The sequence below is a fragment of the Sphingobacterium tabacisoli genome, from assembly GCF_017908035.1.
GTDB lineage: Bacteria > Bacteroidota > Bacteroidia > Sphingobacteriales > Sphingobacteriaceae > Sphingobacterium > Sphingobacterium tabacisoli.
On the sequence record NZ_JAEQMU010000002.1, the window covers coordinates 80,317 to 96,006 of the forward strand.

Here is a 15,690-nt window from a genome sequence, read left to right on the forward strand (position 1 = left end):
GCATGCTATGCGAATGTATGGAATACCCGATAAATTTGCCTGCTGTCTTAAAAGAAAATAGTATGATATTATCAGAACAAACAAAAAAGGCCTTGGCATATATTCAACATATTGAGGTGCCAACAGATCTTAATCCTTGGGAATCCGGCAGAGCATTTTATGAAAAGTTTATCCCGTTAGCAGGAGATAAGGAAGCTGTTTTTCTAGTCGAAGAGCACACATTGCTTACAAACAATCAGTCCATACCGGTACGGATTTACCGTCCAGATGATCATAACGATCTACCGGTTATTATTTATTTTCATGGAGGTTGGTTCAATGCCGGAAATCTTGAAACCCATGATACTCCATTGCGTCAGTTGGCAAAATTATCACAATCGGTAATTGTCAGCGTAGCCTATCGGCTTGCGCCAGAGCATCCATTTCCAGAGGGACTTGACGATTGTGAATTTACGGTACAATGGCTTATTGAAAATGCTTCATCACTCCACGTCAGGCCCGATCAAATAATCATAGCTGGAGATAGTGCCGGAGGTGCATTGGCCGCAACAATTACACGAAAATTCAGGCACAAAGTTGCTGCACAGTTACTTATTTACCCTGTCACTGATAATACACTGAGTAGTGCTTCTTGGACTCAATTTCAGAATGGTCCTCTGTTGGATTTAAAAGGCGGTATCCAGGCATGGGAGTGGTATCTGCAAAAAGAAGACGATACGTGTAATCCTGATGCTATTCCTTTATTAGCAGATGATCTAGAGGGATTGCCACCCACATTTGTCGCTATAGCCGAGTATGATCCGCTGAAGGATGAAGCAGTCCAATATGCCGAAAAACTAAAAGCAAGTGGGGTATACGTAAAGCTCAAACTTTATAGGGGAACTACGCATGGTTTTTTCCAGATGGGTGGGGTTATTGATGATGCAAAATCTCTAATGAAAGATATCGTTGATTTTATAGAAAGCTAGCCTTTTCATCATGAAGAAATACGCCTACATAGGTTGTCTGGGATTTATCGCTGTCATTACTACCGAATTTGGTGTTATCGGCATCCTGCCCCAGATAGCAGACCATTACAACGTCAGCATTGATAAAGCAGGGCTGTTATTGAGTGTTTTTGCCTTAGTAATCGCACTGACTGGGCCTTTTATGACTTTATTGGCATCGGGGTTCGATCGCAAAAAGGTTATGACGATAGCTGTCCTTCTTTTCCTTTTTACGGGAATTATATCCGTATTCTCTCCACCCTTTTGGTTGTTACTGCTGGTGAGGATACTGCCTGCTTTTTTACAACCCGTTTACATTGCTACGGCTTTGTCTGTTGCGGTTTCAAAGGGAGACAAAGACCATGAAAATGAATTGATGAGCATTGTTTTTAGTGGTGTAGCTATAGCGATGGTTTCTACTGTTCCCTTTGCAACTTGGGTAGCGAGCCAGTGGTCATGGGAATATTCTTTTGTCGTTCAGGCTATTGTAAGCGGTATTGCTCTATTAGCTATATGTTGCTTTCTACCGAAGATGCCTGTTGTGGAGAGAAAATCCTTTAGAAGTGAGTTGAAGATACTTGGTCAGCCTATATTTATAGTCAGTACCGCGATGAATTTTTTTATGATAGCAGCATGGTTTTCGACCTACAGCTATTTTGCCGAATACCTTAATAAGGCTAAAGGAATGGATAATACGATGGTCAGCTATATGCTCTTTGTTTTTGGGATTATTGGCGTTATTGCCAATCGTATCTCTGGAAAAATGCTTGGTAGAAATGTAACCCGTACAACTGTGTTGTTTTTGTCAGGCACCATCCTGATTCCACTTTTACTATATTTTTCGGGGCCCCATACCATAGCCGTAATTTTCGTGATTATATTGTGGGGCTTTCTGTATTCTCCCAGTTTTCTCAATGCTTCTACTTACATGATCTCTGCGGCACCTGACTCTTTGCAATTCGCCAACAGCCTTGCGACATCTTTCGGTAATATGGGGATTACATTAGGTACTACAGTAGGAGGTTGGGTAATTATGACCAGAGGGATTCAGTTTACACCGTGGATTACACTTGTTTTTGGTCTGCTTGCATTTGCTATGGTAGCCCTTAGGTTATATTTGGAAAGGACGAAACCTTAAGCTAGAGCAACTCTGAGGTTACTGATAGCTTTCAGTAATAAAAACACGCTTGGATTACCAAGTGTGTTTTTGTGAATACAGGCCGTCGTATGCGAAAAAGAATTATTAGATCTGAGCATCCGGATCTGATGATTTTTTTCTAATTTAACCTCATAAATTTATAATACGATGAAGTCGCCCAAAAGATGAGAGCCTTTATTATTTTACCGTTGGCCGTATTTTCCATAATTGGTTTCGTTCTCCTTTTTTTTGCTATTACCCAAGGTTGGGAAGTCGGTGTCGCAGGCTGGATTACCATTTCTCTATTTGCTTTTTTTCCGTTGCTTATTCTTTACGGTATACTGTTTGGTTTCTCGGTCTCTGCGAGACAGCAAACGAGAATCGAGGAGAGGCGAAATAAGCTATCTGCCGATAGAGATGGGCTTCGTATTGATATGCCGCTGTTTGATAAGAGCTGTTTTATAAGCTGGGAGTCTGTCGAAGCTATCATCTATTACAATTATATTGTGAGTAGTGATTTTACGACAATCCACCGCGGTTTTAGGTTCTATCTGAATAGCTCACCCATCTATACAAAGTATGATAGACAGTGGTGGCTCAATCGCCTATTCAGTAAGGATCCCGTAGGTAACTGTATAGATGTGTCAGACGAGACCAAGGGGTATCAGGAGATACCAGATATGATAACGAAATACCTAGGAGTAGAAGTCACTGTCGATTGCTTTACAGATTCCAGAAAGGGAAAGCTGATTTCCTCCGAAACAAAGCAACATAAAGATAAGGTTACGACTGTTGAAAGATGGAAACCGGACAATGGCGATCGTGAATCAATTGTATACAGTAGATCTAGCCAAAGTATGGAGGAAATAAAAAGAGTATTTGTATAGCTAGCAGATAGCTCTTTTTAGGTTACCTTATTGTATTCTTTTTATTTTGACTATGTAATAGTATCAATTAATTATGTGTTGCTTACTACTGAAACGATGTTTGCTCCTTGCGGTATTAATTTGTGTTTGTAACAACTTCTCACAAGGTCAAATCCGGCAGATAGAGCAGCAATTGCGAGGATTACCTTTCATCAAAGACAGTGTTGACCTGATCAACAGTTTAAACAGGCTAGGAGTACTTTACCGAACCCGAAATACGGATAGCTGTTTTTATTATGGCGTTAAGGCCAAAAGTATGGCTGTCAATTTACGTTATAAGAGGGGACAAACTGAGGCAAGTCATTCCATTGCCTATGCTTTTTACAAAAGGGGATTGTATGCAGAATCATTGGAGTTGCTCGGAAAGATATTACCAAGGTATGAAGAGCTTAATGATACCGAAAAAATCATCCAGGTACACCTGGATATGAGCGATGTTCTGAACAAGGGGGGGCTCCGATAGGAAAAAGATTGTTTCACTTTTGCAAAAGACCATCCAAATCGGGGAAACATTGAAAAAAGATAGTATCATGTCCAGGGTATATGCACACTATTGTCTCCGAAACCCGGATCTTCCTCAGGATAGCGTCCAATACTACATGGACAAATCTACAGAGATTGCAAGCCGTTACAAAGAGGCAGATATGATGGTTTACAATCAGTTATGGTACTGCGATTTATTGTTTTCAAAAGGGCGGTTACAGGAGGCTTTACCACTTACAAGACAGTCTTTATTTGATGCAACACGCATTGGCAACTCAAACCTAGTGATCAACGCACTCTTCCTCCTGACAGGAATTTACGAAAGCAATCCTAAAAAAGCACTTGAGTATCTTTATCAGGCTTATGAGGTGGCACAAAAAAGTGGAGACAGCTCCATAGAAATTTACATTCTACATAGTGCATTAGAAGTTGCAAAACAATTAGGAGATAAGGACGAGATTATCAAAGTCTATTCCGATCTAGACAAGTCGATAACAGCAGATTGGGAAAAATCAAAAGAGTTTATCAAGGATTATGTCGAATACAATGCAGTACAGGACCAAAATAAGTTATTAAGCGAAAAAAATGCACAACGCGCCTTATGGTTGTTGATTATTTCTATTTCCGCAGCGATGATTGTGTTGGCCATATATTTGATCATGCTCCGTCGGGACAGAAGGGCGAAAGCTCGGATAGAAGCACTCAATGACGTTGCAAATATGCAAATCATGACTATGGAAGAAGCAAAACATCAAGCTGTAAAAGAAGAGCAACAACGGCTTGGGCAGGATCTTCATGATGGGCTTTCATCGTCTATTGCCGCCATTAGATATCAATTAGAAACGCTAATGATGGATACCAGTGATATCGAACTGAAAAAGAGACTAACTATGCTTCAAAAGCAAGTAGAAGGTGCTTATAAAGCCGCGCGAAACAAAAGCCATGAATGGTTCAGTGCAGCTGACGGAGAGCAAGAGCAGTCTTTTGAAAAGCAAATCATATTACTGACGGACAGTTCTCTACCTGATAGCAGATATAGCAAGAATATTCATATCGACAACAGCAGCTTATCAGGTGTTGATATGGATACACGGATAGCATTACTCCGTATTATTCAAGAGGCCATCACCAATATTATCAAACATGCCAAGGCTAAAAATGTAGGTATTCTGATTTATGAAGAAGATGATAACTTATTATTAATCATCAATGATGATGGAATAGGCTTACATGAAAAGAAAGTTAATGTTGGAAGAGCTACAATAGGCTTGAAGTCTATTCACCGTCGTATTCAATATCTAAATGGTGAAATTAGAATTAATTCGGATGCCAGAGGCACTGAAATTATGGTGTCCATCCCATTGGAGAAATCTTGAAAGATAGATTTTCCAGCCGCTATTTTCTAGCAGCTGTGATGTGTAGTTTGGTACATTATTGGAAAAGAACTCATTTAAATTGGAATTACTCAAGAAACCTAATATCTACGTCATATCTGGTTGCAATGGTATAGGCAAAACTACTTTTAGCAATACCGTTTTGTCTAAAATTCTTAATTATAAAGAGTTTGCCAATGCAGAAAGTATTGCAGCGTGGATGTTTGGTTAGGAATGATTTATCTCTAATAATACAATTCAATATTGAGCGATTTTAGGTTTTAAAAGTAGGTGGAAACAAAAAACGCTATTTTATCCGATGCTTATATTGAAATTATTTAATGGCGTTTATTTTATTTAGGATGTTTTTTTCAAAATCTTTCATTTCCCTGAGATTGGCAAAAAAGCCAAAATCTTTATTCATCAAACGGAGATTACCTGTTACCGTATCGACGAAACTAACTAGATAGATGCTAGTGTTATCACCATTATCCCTAATTAGAGCATGAACAATTTCCTGTCTGTCTTTATAGTAAAAATCTACTTTTTTCCAATACCCTGTATGGTCCTTTTTAAAGGATAATTTGCCTTTTTCAAAAAATAAGTCAGGTTCTATTTCATGAAGTTTTATTAGTTTACGCTCAGTATCTTCTATAGATCCAGCAATTTGCCATACTTCAGCAAAAGGATAAGAACCTGCGAAACCTCCTATTTGTCTTCTGAAAAATTCAAAACAAAAGAAACCGATAACTAAAAACAAAACTCCTAAAAACAACTTTTTTAAGTGGCTTTTATTTGATGTTAACATATAAACGAATTTGATTTTACGAAAAGTAAGCATTGATCTTTAAGCTGATGTTAATAGGAGGTTAACTTTTAGTAGAGAATAGAGGATGGTTTTCTTTCTCAGGGTAATATTCGTGTTGGCAATAGCTTAATAATCCTGTGCAGACCGGTTTTGTTCAGGAAAGGCCTTTTGGGTGTTATAGTGATGCGGTAGATTACAGTGGCGGGGCAGGAGATTGGTAAAGTTGAAAGCTTTGTGATAGAATAGATGATTTATAATCACCATTTTAGGGAAGTGATGTCAACGGATGGCTTTTAATTTTTGTTAATATTCTCTTAATCTTAGAGTGTTACATTTGAATGGAATTATCACGAGAATAAGGACAATTAGACTTAAGTTATATTTCATGCTTATACTATCAAAAAGAGGTGTTTTTTATGCTCTATGGCTCACATGTTTAATTTTTAGCGGCTGTAGGGATGGATTCAAGTTGAGATTTGGAGATAGTTCAGACATGCCAATATATCGGTATACCGATTCGTCGTTCTATTTTCAAGAGAAAAACTTTACGATTCTACCTCGAACGAACCCTTATATACCAATCAATAGTCGTATAGTTTATGATAAAAAAGGTAATCCGGATACCTTGGAAGTTTATTTGGCAAAAGCGGGTTTTGATTCTTTACGTCATAAACAGGCTGTCATAACTGTTTCTAGAGTGAGTAGTTTTGCTGATGTCTATAGCCCTAAAAACTGTGAAGATGTGATTGTCAAGGGAAAGGTTTTTTTGAAATTGAAATATGAACTTGCTACAAGGAAGGGAAATAGTCTTTTCTTTTTTCCTACTAAAGATTCGTTGGTGAGATTATATTAAAAGAATTAGACAGCTTCATTCTGGATACCAATAACAACTGTTCTTGCCTTAGTAAAGCTTTTTATTATTGCTTTACTACTATTAATGATGATTTACCTATATAAAAAAAATAACTATTATAATAGACATTATCGTATTCCAGATACAATATGTGTGTTATTTTTATTAAACCAGGTTGGTTATGTTATTTCGGACATTGTTAATCAGTGATGTTTTAGATAACAGCAATTCTTTAGAAGATGGATTTTCTGATGTATCATGCCCAGTCATTTAAATCTTATTTTTCGTTCTTCTAATGATGAACTCCAGCGATTATTACAGGATTTTAAGAAATATATAGCAAAGCAAGTTATTCAGGCGATCAAAGATAATATTCAGGAAAGTCGAAGAGAATGGCTAACTTGAATGATGGAAAGAGCAGGAATAAAAATAGAGTGACAACATCAATTTTGGCAACATCATAATAAACCAATTGAACTTTGGAGCAGGGAGATTATAAATTTCAATATCACGGAGCAGCGTGTAGATTGGAGAAACATGGTGTTATTTGTGAATATGACCTTTTACCGGAAAATGAATATCCTGTTAAGTTTTCGAATTGGGAGTTGAATGAATTTATCAATACCAGTGAGAAGTGGAAGACCGTAAAATATAGTTTAGAAGAACTTCATGAGATATTGCTTCAATTGGTTGAAGATAAAAAAGCTTCTTCTTTTGGAGATAGAGTATATAACATTTTCTGTCTTTCAAATAAGAGATACGAATGCATTTAAAGATTAGGTAGAGTTCTATACCAACCGAAACAGCCAATCATATGATAAAAATTCAATTAGGTAACCCTGAGGTTCTTGTATTAAGAATCGATAAATCAATGGGGGTGGAAGATGTTCTTGAAAATATCTTCCCTTTAGACACCGATTATTCATTTCTTATCTGGAATAATATTTTTATTCCACTTTCTTACAAATATGATATTCCAGTTATGGTTTTTGATTTTATTAAGATTTTATCTTTCCTCAGGGATGACAATGTTTTAGATTTGGAAGTACATTGGGCTTCCAATACTTTTGCAAGTATTTGGATCTTGAGGAAAACCGATCATCATGTCCACATTAAAGCAGAATGGAAAGATGTAAATGGAGGATTGGAAGGCTTACTAAACAACTCGAATTATACAAACGTAAATGTCTGTGAGTTCGATGAGCAGATAAAGAAGGTTTTAATGTTCTTACAAGCAGCTATCGTAAAAAGTAAAGCTAACCTTGACCTTATATATGATTACAAAAAGCTACATCATTGGGTAGGATAATTTTTTTATTTATGAAAACGAAATGTAATTTTTTAAAAAAAACTATTATCAAGAGGCTAGTAGAGAAGGCTTATTTATTTGGAAGTTCTGTCGTTCCGTTAGTAATTCCTATATTAAAACATAATTCTTAATTAATATAAATGAGATATATTAAAGTCTTATTAGTTGTTTTATTGATAGTGGTGGTTTATGTGGCCTTATTTAAGGTAGCGAAGCTTGGACAGCAATATTTAGATAAGAAAATGTCTAGTTTAACATCAGCTATTCCCAAAGAATGCTTGGCTTTATTGAGCATTGATTCAACTGATATTAGTTTTTCAAAAACTGTATTTGTGGATCAATCCGCGATTTCTTCATTTGCATATAAAGATTCTATTTTTATTACTGCGGTGAGGCTGGATGCTTCTCCAATGTTGAGCTTGACTAGAGGTGTCAATTTGCATAAGGATCTCATAAAAACTGGTATCGATGGAGGAGTCTTTTATGCTGGCGTTGAAAATTTAATGACAAAAATTTCTTACTCTTATGATTACGAACTTGTTCGTGTTAATTCGATTGATATTCATCTTCCTAGATCTGGTGATATTAAAAGCTTAATCCAAAATGATACCTTATGTTCTTATTTTATACCCAATAGTTATGGTTTTAAAGTGAGATTGAACGATAGAAATCATAGTGATATCGTAATTGAGACGTCTCCAAAAAGTATATTTGAAGAAAATAATGAGAAGAATAATGGCACTATGAATATGTTGCTTTGCTTAAGAAGGTATCAGGATCATGTTTATTTGTTTTTGTTTAATAGATTGAACAGAAGCTCGAAAGAAATTGATGAGAGTGCGTTGAATAGGTTTATTGTAATAGAAGACTAAGTATGGATAAAGTTGCTTTTTCACACAAAAATAGATTTAGAATTATTTTGTTCGTGATTTTTTCTGTTGTTTTTATTCTTTCTGGAATTCCTGGAGTATATAGAGAGTCTGTATTATTTGGTACAGGATATTTCATGTCCAATACATTTCTGATAACACTTCTATCATTTGTCCCCTTTATTTTGTGTACATTATATTTCTTTTTAGTAGCACGTCGCAAATATGTTCTCCTGCTAGATGAGAAGGGAATCTTGGACAAACGTTATTTATTTGGAAAAGTCTTTATACCCTGGGAGCGTATTGCATCCATAGATTTAAACCGAGATAAGAGAAGTGAATGTCTTTTAATTAAAATAGGGAAAAATGTAAAGATGGATGCTGATTATGTTATTGACCAAGATGTAATAACCTATAAGATTCCATTAAAATATATTGACTATAATGAAAGTGAGCTTAAAGGTGTTTTATTATATTATATTCCTGCTAAGCCGACTCTCTGAAAATTATTGTAAATGCTACCGATACTTCTATTGCTATTCAGAGTCTGTCACAAAGAGTAATCGACATCGCATATACTAGTATGTTTTATTAAGTCAGCTTTAATCTCATCAAAATATTAACTATGGACAAACAGACAAAAATCAATTATTTTTACTACTACCATATTGTTGCATATTTTGTGTTAATTGGGGCTTTATACGGGCAATCTTTTGTCGGTGAGTTTTTCTGGGGGGAAATAATTCAATTTCTGCATTTATTTTTATTAATCATTACTCTGCCAATAAATTTTATTAGTCTTGCATTGGTGTATTTTGGTTCTGCAAGTTTACTTTCTATTACAATTGTTCAAGGTTTGTTTTTCGTGATAAGTTTGCTGATTTTTAATTCTGTTGTTAAGGAGTCGAATCAATCCGATGAAATTTCAGAATAATAAGAAACAGTTGAGCAATTATATTATAAAAAGATAGTGGTTGCGTTTGATTCGAAGTTGAAAATATTAAGGCAATTGGGTGGATGTATTTGTCCGAAAATTATACGCTGACATTGCAGTGGATTCGTTAAATTACTGCGTTAGGGAAAAAGGAATGCAAGTTTATTCTTGGTGTATCATGCCTAGTCATCAATCAGGCACCTCAGCGATTGATACAGGATTTTAAGAAATATACGGCAAAGCAAGTTATTCAGGCGATCAAAGATAATATTCAGGAAAGTCGAAGAGAATGGCTAATTTGGATAATGGAAGGAGAGGGGATAGAGGCAGGTTTTGTTCGGGAAGGGCATTTTTTGCAATATTGTAATGCGATAGATTACAGTGGTAGCAGGGGATTGGTGAAGTTGGAAACGGTGTGAATGAATAGATAATATATATTCTGATAATGCAAATCAATAGGCTGTAATTAATAGGCTGATAGAGGTTAATAAAAGTTTAAAAAAGTAAAAATGCAATTTAAAATAATGTTTCCTGCACCATATCAAGTGCTTGATATCTACAATGATAACCTTGATTTAAATATTGTTCTAGAGAACGGTGAAGTTTATTTTGGAACACTGTTTACTTTGCAAAATATTAAACATCTTATGGAGAGCGATAGTGATATATATTTTTGGTCGACAGATATGCTTATTCTGAAAGATTTGTCCTATGAGAGTATATCTATTGTTGTTAAGAAACTATTAAATGACGGAATACTAAAACAGGTGTTTTCAAAAATAGGTACAATAGAATCTGTTTTTTCACATTTAGGTTGGAATGATTATTCTGACGTATCATCGTAATTTTAATGAGTGAGATTATAAGTTAAATAACAACAACGCCCAATCCGATAAAGATTGGGCGCTGTTGTTGAAAAAAGATCCATTGTTGTTAAAAGATAAGAAAAGTGGAGTTAGTGAAGTAGAATGGCATTTTTTCCCTGGAAAAACTGGTGTTGGACCAACGCCGCAACTGGAGGATTTACTCCGAAAGAATGATTTTAGTATTTTTATTCACAAATAATATTTATGGCATATCCACTTTTTATACCACCAGAGAAATTTTTTTCGACTAAAAACTTCGATTGGTCATTGAAAGATTCTAAAGAATACTTTAATTGGTTTATATCTACAAAGAGCAATAGATCAAATTATTACTTAGAATATTTATCTATTCAAAGACACGAAATAGATTTTGATATCTTGTGTGACCGGATACGAGATACCTTATTTAGTGAAGAGTTTTCATTAAAGACTGAGGGCGGTGTTTTTGATCTGACAAATGCAGGATATGCTTTTGCTGCAGATACTTCTATTGTACTGTCTGATTATGTCATAGATAAGTATAAGGGGAAGGTTTATTGGGATATTGTTAAGAAACCTAAAAGTGATATATCTTTTCATTTACCTGCATTATTTGGTTTTAAAAAATTACCTTACGTGGAGTTAATGAAAGCGAGCATTGGACATGCAAAGTATATTTTAAGAAAAAAAGAAGATCCTCATGTGTGGAAAATGATGGTTGATCTGGATTACCTGTTTTAATGGATATAGCTTGATCTTCTGCAGCCCAATCTTTCACCGGATTGGGCTGTATATTTTAAATGTATTTGTTTATTCTTTACTTATGGATTACTCAATTTCGAGAATCTTTTTACCATGTTCAGTAATGATGTAATAGGAAAGGAGACCTTCTTCTGTGTTTTTTTGTTGAAGTTTTAGCCAGTCTGCCTCGACACAGGCTTTTATCGTTGCAGTCATTTTAGCACTTTTACGCTTGAGGCCAAGATGTGAAAGTAATTCTGATTCGAGCTTTTCTTCCTGGCAGAAAGGAAGAAATTCTGATATACGTTTTATATCTTGTGTAGTCAAACTAAACTGACTTATTAAATTCTTTTCAGTAAGCTCTTTTGTAATGTTATTAATAACCTTTTCAGAAGGAGTAAACTCTTCTTTTAGTTCTAGATCATCAAAGAGGTCTTTGTGCATCTCGTAACCATTTTCGTTTATAGCTTTTGCTATTAATTCTAGTTCGCTAGAACGTAAATAATGGATTGATTCATAGCATAGCCAAGTCATCCTTGTTTGGTGGATGCCAGTTCTTCTAGATACTTGAGCCTTATTGACTGATCTTTTCTCTAGATACTCTCCTAAAGCATTTAAAACTCGTTTTTTCTTTTCCATAGTACTTTTATAGAATATTTAAAAGTACTTGTTGCTTTAGTTTATACATATTATAGTTGTTTTTATACATATAATATGTATATTTGTTTTGATTAGTGTTTGGTAAAAAAATGTAATATCACTAGGTGGTATTATAAAATATTATACTTTAAAAATCTTGCGGAGAAAAGTAGGACATTCGAGTGCAAGGAGTAGGAAAGACCTAGGTCTTATGCTATATTTGTATAGTCATAAGACTTGGTCACTCTGCTTGCTCTGTGCTCGGCTGTCGAAAGACAGTGGCTGTCCTACGCCTTCTCGGCAGAGCAAGCAAAGGGGTGGCTTTTTTTATGCCCGCTTTTATGTTCTGCTGAATTTCTCCCCGAAATAGAAATATAAAAGCAATGATAACAAAGAATCAACAGTACAAAAACATTTTTAAAGCTCCCGAATAGTTTGGGTAAGCTTAGTCATTAGCATGACTTTTCTATTCTTGTGATGTGTATCATATACCGATTATTAAAACTTAAATTATCTTCTAAGCACATCCTTGATAATCATTTAATCAATTTTTTATTAAAACGTGTGGCTTGGTCACTACTTTTTCTGTTTTCTTTTCAGCTGGCTCGGCTTTCTTTTCCGAAGCATTTACTGCAAAATATCCTGCACTAAGTGCAAGTGTTAATCCCATGATAGCTTTAAGCCAATTTGTTTTTAGTATTTGCATAGGGCAAATTGTGCACTTGAAGATGAGTGCGAACTTTAGTTTATAATATTGAAATGTTACTGTCTGTGTCTCCCTGAGGTGACGATGATCCTAATGGATCGATCTGTTGCGGAGTCACGATCTGCCGATGGTGGATCTCCATTATGCCTTTACCTACGGGGTGCCCGAAATAATGCGAATTTCTCCCTTACGGTATAGACATTTTTCTTGTTGCGATGTATCATAGTGCTAAGCTATAGAAGACAAGCTCTTTTTTTAGATGTGTTAATTCGCAAATGTGATGAATTAAGTGTCAAGGGGATGTCTTTTGCACTTTTTGTACGAATTAATTCGTAATTTTTTGAAAATGCACGTGTCTTCTTTGCTTTAATCTCTCTTGTAGGTTATCTTGGGGTGTATTGACCATACGGAAGTTATCTAAAGGTGAGCTCGCTAAAGCTCGGTTGTAAACGCTTTAAAATGTTTTGATTATGGAAGAAATGGCCAGGCCTAAGTTTAAAAAGTGTAGGGGTACGGGCAAGGTATCCTTTCCCAATAAGTTGGAGGCGCAATGGACGATGCTCAAGCACAAGTGGTCTGCTTTGATACGCAATAAGATCGATGGCCGGCGGGTCAAGCACCGCCAGGGCAAGCAGGCGCAACGGCGCATCTACTATTGTAAGGTATGCAAGGGCTATCACCTTACGAAATGGACCAAGCAGAATTTTGATAACTATACGCGCTATCGGGATGAGAATAGGTTTTAGTTACTTATTCTTCTGAAACCAGCGTAAACTCATTTTCAGATAGCTAGCTTTTTGCTCGTCCGTGATAACGTAAAAAATGTCCTTGTGGTCGTCCCTAAACTGTGCTATTCTTTCTTTGGCATCGGTCCGCTTGATCCAACGTATGTGCTTCTTCAGTTTACTGTTCTTTTGTGCCAGAAAGCGGTTGACATAGTAGTTGAGTTCGGTAAATTGCTCCCGTATCCGAAATAGATCGATCAGGTCGATCTCGAGTGTGGTGCTGGCTATTGGAAATACAATCTCCACGTCGCTGATCCGATTCTCTAGCGAACTGCTTGCATGGATAATGACCTCGTTCGGACTCCAGATCCAGTCCAGGTATTTTTTTTGCTTTACTTTTTCCAATGCGATGGCTTTGCCCTCCTGTATCAGTACGATCTTGGTATAGATCTCGCTCAAGCGGAGCAATACTTCTTTGTCTTCGTAGCTTTTGACACGGCTATTGTGGAGTATGGCTTCCAAGAGCTCTTCGCTCGGTATTCTGTAGCGGCTCAAAATACCTTTTAGAAATTGGTAATTCAGATCCTGTTGCATAGTGTATTGTTTTTATTGCTTCAATAAATCTCCCATAGAGCGGACTTTCTGCTCCGTAGGGGATGAGATGATAGGAAAGAGGTACGGGCAGAGATGACCAATGGCAGCTATGCCCCAGAGACACCGAAGGTGAGCGGACGGTTATAATATGGACCGTACATCGCAAAGGACACCAACCGCCGAAACCACAGATGCGGTCGGGTATAAACGGTAATGTATCGATGAGATGTAACCATAAAAATGATATAATAAGGACCTGTAAAACGGATGGGCTCGAATAGAACGGGACTGCTATAATTGGACAGGCACAATTGATATTTTTACTAAGTTAATAAATTAAGATAAATGTTTATAATATTAATTTATCAAAACTATTTTAAAATAAGGGAGTTATATATAAAGTAGTGGCTTTTTTGCAAGTAGTGGAGGAGGTACACGATATAGGATGATAGGGAGGGATCCCAACCAATTAATAATTTATAAATCTAGTTTTTGTTTTAACCGCATAGTAGCTATGGCCGGACTTTGACTGTGCATGTCATTTTTGTTATTATGAAAGAGATGTTTCAGAAATTTATCGAAGAGCAGACTGTGGGCAATGAATTGTTGAAGGATATTAAAGAATTAATGAAGTCCTTTTTATGTCGAGATGTTAGGAAGGATAACGGTACTGAAAAAGAAGAAGTCCGCGACATGTGGAAAAGAAGGGGATACCTCGAAGAAGAATTGGTGACGGTTAAGGAAGCTCGGGGTATACTAAAGGTCAGCCGTTGGAAGATCGATGACCTCCGCTCGCAGAAAGTACTTACGACGGTCGATAAAGAGGATATTGCCGGGGTACGTCTGATACGAAGTGAAGTGGAGGCTCTGCTGTATTCCTATTCAAGACCAAAAGGAAAAATTTAAGAAGCCAAATAGTAATCTATTTGGCTGAGGCGAGTAAATCCTGTAAGGTTCTGCCCTGGATCCTTATGGGTTTGCTTTTTACCGATAGAGGTAGGGAGCATTGCATGATAGTAAGGCCATGCTGATGTATGGAAACAAGAAACAAACTTATGGAAGTGTGGATTCGTGTTACTGGTTGAGGTGAAATCCACACGGAACTGCCGATGGGACGGAGAACTGTACGTTATACCCTTACGACTTTTTTGTATTGCCATAATGCTGTAGGATGAAGTGCAAGGGAAGTATCGTATAGACGTATGGAAGTACATCCCACCTGTTTGACTATACGAGATATAGACAATGATATGAAGAAAACTTGTAAGGAAATACGGGTTTGAAGTAGGGCAGCGATCTATTTCCTTAAGGGGTTGCAGAAAAGGTATATGGGGATATGCGCGATCCATAGGGGTAAACGAAAAAGTCATATTACGATTCAGTCCGGTCATATGGATAAATCAATCGGACGTAAGGAAGTGGTGTATACCTATAGAGCTATACGGCATAAGCTGAAGGAAGTAGGGAATATTCTTATAGATTTTCTTTTTAGACGTAAAGGGATGCCGGGACCCCTTATGGTTATATCGGTTTTTTGATCTGATTTTGTATGGTGGTGCATGGGAAAACTGCCATTGCTGTACGTTGTTGCCTGCTGTTGCCTGTTTTTTAGGTTTGCAGCTGGGGCTGGGCCATCTTTGGTTATGGATTCAAAGAAAGGAGAGAAAATGTACCGAATTAAAGCCCATCGCATACGTGCTGAACCGCAGGGGCCGGCAAGGAGAAACTATCAGCTGCCGAAGGCCGCATATTATTTACAAT

Annotated in this window: 23 protein-coding genes; 18 read left to right on the forward strand and 5 right to left on the reverse strand. The window is 36.6% G+C overall.

Annotation, left to right across the window (positions count from 1 at the left end; translation table 11 throughout):
- The first annotated feature begins 62 nt into the window (after positions 1-62).
- From JKG64_RS11280 to JKG64_RS11300, 5 genes are all read left to right on the forward strand, one after another.
- Positions 63-968, forward strand: coding sequence for an alpha/beta hydrolase (locus JKG64_RS11280; protein ID WP_210354417.1), 906 nt, complete (start codon positions 63-65; stop codon positions 966-968).
- A 10-nt stretch (positions 969-978) separates the two neighbouring features.
- Positions 979-2,124 carry an MFS transporter gene (locus tag JKG64_RS11285; RefSeq protein ID WP_210354418.1) on the forward strand — a complete coding sequence of 382 codons (1,146 nt, stop codon included), beginning with the start codon at positions 979-981 and terminating at the stop codon, positions 2,122-2,124.
- A 185-nt stretch (positions 2,125-2,309) separates the two neighbouring features.
- Positions 2,310-3,011 carry a hypothetical protein gene (locus JKG64_RS11290; RefSeq protein ID WP_210354419.1) on the forward strand — a complete coding sequence of 234 codons (702 nt, stop codon included), beginning with the start codon at positions 2,310-2,312 and terminating at the stop codon, positions 3,009-3,011.
- 295 nt (positions 3,012-3,306) lie between these two features.
- Entirely contained in the window at positions 3,307-3,513 is a 207-nt protein-coding gene (locus tag JKG64_RS11295) for a hypothetical protein (RefSeq protein ID WP_210354420.1), read from the forward strand.
- 67 nt (positions 3,514-3,580) lie between these two features.
- Positions 3,581-4,909: a sensor histidine kinase gene (locus JKG64_RS11300; protein ID WP_210354421.1), complete on the forward strand. Its 1,329-nt coding sequence runs from the start codon at positions 3,581-3,583 to the stop codon at positions 4,907-4,909.
- Between the two features lie 331 nt (positions 4,910-5,240).
- On the opposite strand, the gene JKG64_RS11305 is transcribed toward JKG64_RS11300, so the two are convergent.
- Positions 5,241-5,714: a hypothetical protein gene (locus JKG64_RS11305; protein ID WP_210354422.1), complete on the reverse strand. Its 474-nt coding sequence runs from the start codon at positions 5,712-5,714 to the stop codon at positions 5,241-5,243.
- 385 nt (positions 5,715-6,099) lie between these two features.
- On the opposite strand from JKG64_RS11305, the gene JKG64_RS11310 reads away from it, so the two are divergent.
- The 10 genes from JKG64_RS11310 to JKG64_RS11355 all read left to right on the forward strand — a co-directional run bounded on the left by JKG64_RS11310 (position 6,100) and on the right by JKG64_RS11355 (position 11,265).
- Entirely contained in the window at positions 6,100-6,567 is a 468-nt protein-coding gene (locus JKG64_RS11310; RefSeq protein WP_210354423.1) for a hypothetical protein, read from the forward strand.
- 479 nt (positions 6,568-7,046) lie between these two features.
- The gene (locus JKG64_RS11315) at positions 7,047-7,340 is read left to right on the forward strand and encodes a DUF6896 domain-containing protein (protein ID WP_210354424.1); all 294 of its coding nucleotides are present in this window, start codon (positions 7,047-7,049) and stop codon (positions 7,338-7,340) included.
- Positions 7,341-7,381: 41 nt separating this feature from the next.
- The gene (locus JKG64_RS11320) at positions 7,382-7,876 is read left to right on the forward strand and encodes a hypothetical protein (protein WP_210354425.1); all 495 of its coding nucleotides are present in this window, start codon (positions 7,382-7,384) and stop codon (positions 7,874-7,876) included.
- A gap of 140 nt (positions 7,877-8,016) precedes the next feature.
- On the forward strand, positions 8,017-8,748 hold the full coding sequence (locus tag JKG64_RS11325; RefSeq protein ID WP_210354426.1) for a hypothetical protein: 732 nt from the start codon (positions 8,017-8,019) through the stop codon (positions 8,746-8,748).
- Positions 8,749-8,750: 2 nt separating this feature from the next.
- Positions 8,751-9,248: a hypothetical protein gene (locus JKG64_RS11330; RefSeq protein ID WP_210354427.1), complete on the forward strand. Its 498-nt coding sequence runs from the start codon at positions 8,751-8,753 to the stop codon at positions 9,246-9,248.
- Between the two features lie 122 nt (positions 9,249-9,370).
- Entirely contained in the window at positions 9,371-9,679 is a 309-nt protein-coding gene (locus JKG64_RS11335; RefSeq protein ID WP_210354428.1) for a hypothetical protein, read from the forward strand.
- 209 nt (positions 9,680-9,888) lie between these two features.
- The gene (locus JKG64_RS11340; RefSeq protein ID WP_210354429.1) at positions 9,889-10,098 is read left to right on the forward strand and encodes a hypothetical protein; all 210 of its coding nucleotides are present in this window, start codon (positions 9,889-9,891) and stop codon (positions 10,096-10,098) included.
- Between the two features lie 90 nt (positions 10,099-10,188).
- A complete protein-coding gene (locus JKG64_RS11345) occupies positions 10,189-10,524 on the forward strand; it encodes a hypothetical protein (protein ID WP_210354430.1) in 336 nt (111 codons plus the stop codon).
- Between the two features lie 67 nt (positions 10,525-10,591).
- A complete protein-coding gene (locus JKG64_RS11350; protein WP_210354431.1) occupies positions 10,592-10,744 on the forward strand; it encodes a hypothetical protein in 153 nt (50 codons plus the stop codon).
- Between the two features lie 5 nt (positions 10,745-10,749).
- On the forward strand, positions 10,750-11,265 hold the full coding sequence (locus tag JKG64_RS11355) for a hypothetical protein (RefSeq protein ID WP_210354432.1): 516 nt from the start codon (positions 10,750-10,752) through the stop codon (positions 11,263-11,265).
- An 87-nt stretch (positions 11,266-11,352) separates the two neighbouring features.
- On the opposite strand, the gene JKG64_RS11360 is transcribed toward JKG64_RS11355, so the two are convergent.
- The gene (locus JKG64_RS11360; protein WP_210354433.1) at positions 11,353-11,904 is read right to left on the reverse strand and encodes a helix-turn-helix domain-containing protein; all 552 of its coding nucleotides are present in this window, start codon (positions 11,902-11,904) and stop codon (positions 11,353-11,355) included.
- A 544-nt stretch (positions 11,905-12,448) separates the two neighbouring features.
- Positions 12,449-12,610: a hypothetical protein gene (locus JKG64_RS11365; protein WP_210354434.1), complete on the reverse strand. Its 162-nt coding sequence runs from the start codon at positions 12,608-12,610 to the stop codon at positions 12,449-12,451.
- A gap of 470 nt (positions 12,611-13,080) precedes the next feature.
- On the opposite strand from JKG64_RS11365, the gene JKG64_RS11370 reads away from it, so the two are divergent.
- On the forward strand, positions 13,081-13,356 hold the full coding sequence (locus JKG64_RS11370; protein ID WP_210354435.1) for a hypothetical protein: 276 nt from the start codon (positions 13,081-13,083) through the stop codon (positions 13,354-13,356).
- On the opposite strand, the gene JKG64_RS11375 is transcribed toward JKG64_RS11370, so the two are convergent.
- Complete coding sequence (locus JKG64_RS11375; RefSeq protein ID WP_210354436.1) at positions 13,357-13,929, reverse strand: Crp/Fnr family transcriptional regulator; 573 nt, start codon at positions 13,927-13,929, stop codon at positions 13,357-13,359.
- Positions 13,930-14,481: 552 nt separating this feature from the next.
- On the opposite strand from JKG64_RS11375, the gene JKG64_RS11380 reads away from it, so the two are divergent.
- Complete coding sequence (locus tag JKG64_RS11380; RefSeq protein ID WP_210354437.1) at positions 14,482-14,835, forward strand: hypothetical protein; 354 nt, start codon at positions 14,482-14,484, stop codon at positions 14,833-14,835.
- Here the strand turns inward: JKG64_RS11380 and JKG64_RS11385 are convergent.
- Positions 14,832-15,089, reverse strand: coding sequence for a hypothetical protein (locus JKG64_RS11385; RefSeq protein WP_210354438.1), 258 nt, complete (start codon positions 15,087-15,089; stop codon positions 14,832-14,834). The two genes, JKG64_RS11380 and JKG64_RS11385, sit on opposite strands and share 4 nt — an antisense overlap.
- A 231-nt stretch (positions 15,090-15,320) precedes the next feature.
- Between JKG64_RS11385 and JKG64_RS11390 the strand changes: the two genes are divergently transcribed.
- Positions 15,321-15,467 carry a hypothetical protein gene (locus JKG64_RS11390; protein WP_210354439.1) on the forward strand — a complete coding sequence of 49 codons (147 nt, stop codon included), beginning with the start codon at positions 15,321-15,323 and terminating at the stop codon, positions 15,465-15,467.
- The last annotated feature ends 223 nt before the right edge of the window (positions 15,468-15,690 follow it).

Bases quoted from the DNA above. Each gene is read 5' to 3' on its own strand.
- JKG64_RS11300 (WP_210354421.1), top strand. From the start codon at position 3,581: ATGTCCAGGGTATATGCACACTATTGTCTCCGAAACCCGGATCTTCCT.
- JKG64_RS11335 (WP_210354428.1), top strand. From the start codon at position 9,371: ATGGACAAACAGACAAAAATCAATTATTTTTACTACTACCATATTGTT.
- JKG64_RS11285 (WP_210354418.1), top strand. From the start codon at position 979: ATGAAGAAATACGCCTACATAGGTTGTCTGGGATTTATCGCTGTCATT.
- JKG64_RS11345 (WP_210354430.1), top strand. From the start codon at position 10,189: ATGCAATTTAAAATAATGTTTCCTGCACCATATCAAGTGCTTGATATC.
- JKG64_RS11330 (WP_210354427.1), top strand. From the start codon at position 8,751: ATGGATAAAGTTGCTTTTTCACACAAAAATAGATTTAGAATTATTTTG.
- JKG64_RS11295 (WP_210354420.1), top strand. From the start codon at position 3,307: ATGGCTGTCAATTTACGTTATAAGAGGGGACAAACTGAGGCAAGTCAT.
- JKG64_RS11355 (WP_210354432.1), top strand. From the start codon at position 10,750: ATGGCATATCCACTTTTTATACCACCAGAGAAATTTTTTTCGACTAAA.
- JKG64_RS11310 (WP_210354423.1), top strand. From the start codon at position 6,100: ATGCTTATACTATCAAAAAGAGGTGTTTTTTATGCTCTATGGCTCACA.
- JKG64_RS11380 (WP_210354437.1), top strand. From the start codon at position 14,482: ATGAAAGAGATGTTTCAGAAATTTATCGAAGAGCAGACTGTGGGCAAT.
- JKG64_RS11305 (WP_210354422.1), bottom strand. From the start codon at position 5,714: ATGTTAACATCAAATAAAAGCCACTTAAAAAAGTTGTTTTTAGGAGTT.
- JKG64_RS11360 (WP_210354433.1), bottom strand. From the start codon at position 11,904: ATGGAAAAGAAAAAACGAGTTTTAAATGCTTTAGGAGAGTATCTAGAG.
- JKG64_RS11365 (WP_210354434.1), bottom strand. From the start codon at position 12,610: ATGCAAATACTAAAAACAAATTGGCTTAAAGCTATCATGGGATTAACA.
- JKG64_RS11385 (WP_210354438.1), bottom strand. From the start codon at position 15,089: ATGGCAATACAAAAAAGTCGTAAGGGTATAACGTACAGTTCTCCGTCC.
- JKG64_RS11320 (WP_210354425.1), top strand. From the start codon at position 7,382: ATGATAAAAATTCAATTAGGTAACCCTGAGGTTCTTGTATTAAGAATC.
- JKG64_RS11390 (WP_210354439.1), top strand. From the start codon at position 15,321: ATGGATAAATCAATCGGACGTAAGGAAGTGGTGTATACCTATAGAGCT.
- JKG64_RS11280 (WP_210354417.1), top strand. From the start codon at position 63: ATGATATTATCAGAACAAACAAAAAAGGCCTTGGCATATATTCAACAT.
- JKG64_RS11290 (WP_210354419.1), top strand. From the start codon at position 2,310: ATGAGAGCCTTTATTATTTTACCGTTGGCCGTATTTTCCATAATTGGT.
- JKG64_RS11325 (WP_210354426.1), top strand. From the start codon at position 8,017: ATGAGATATATTAAAGTCTTATTAGTTGTTTTATTGATAGTGGTGGTT.
- JKG64_RS11375 (WP_210354436.1), bottom strand. From the start codon at position 13,929: ATGCAACAGGATCTGAATTACCAATTTCTAAAAGGTATTTTGAGCCGC.
- JKG64_RS11370 (WP_210354435.1), top strand. From the start codon at position 13,081: ATGGAAGAAATGGCCAGGCCTAAGTTTAAAAAGTGTAGGGGTACGGGC.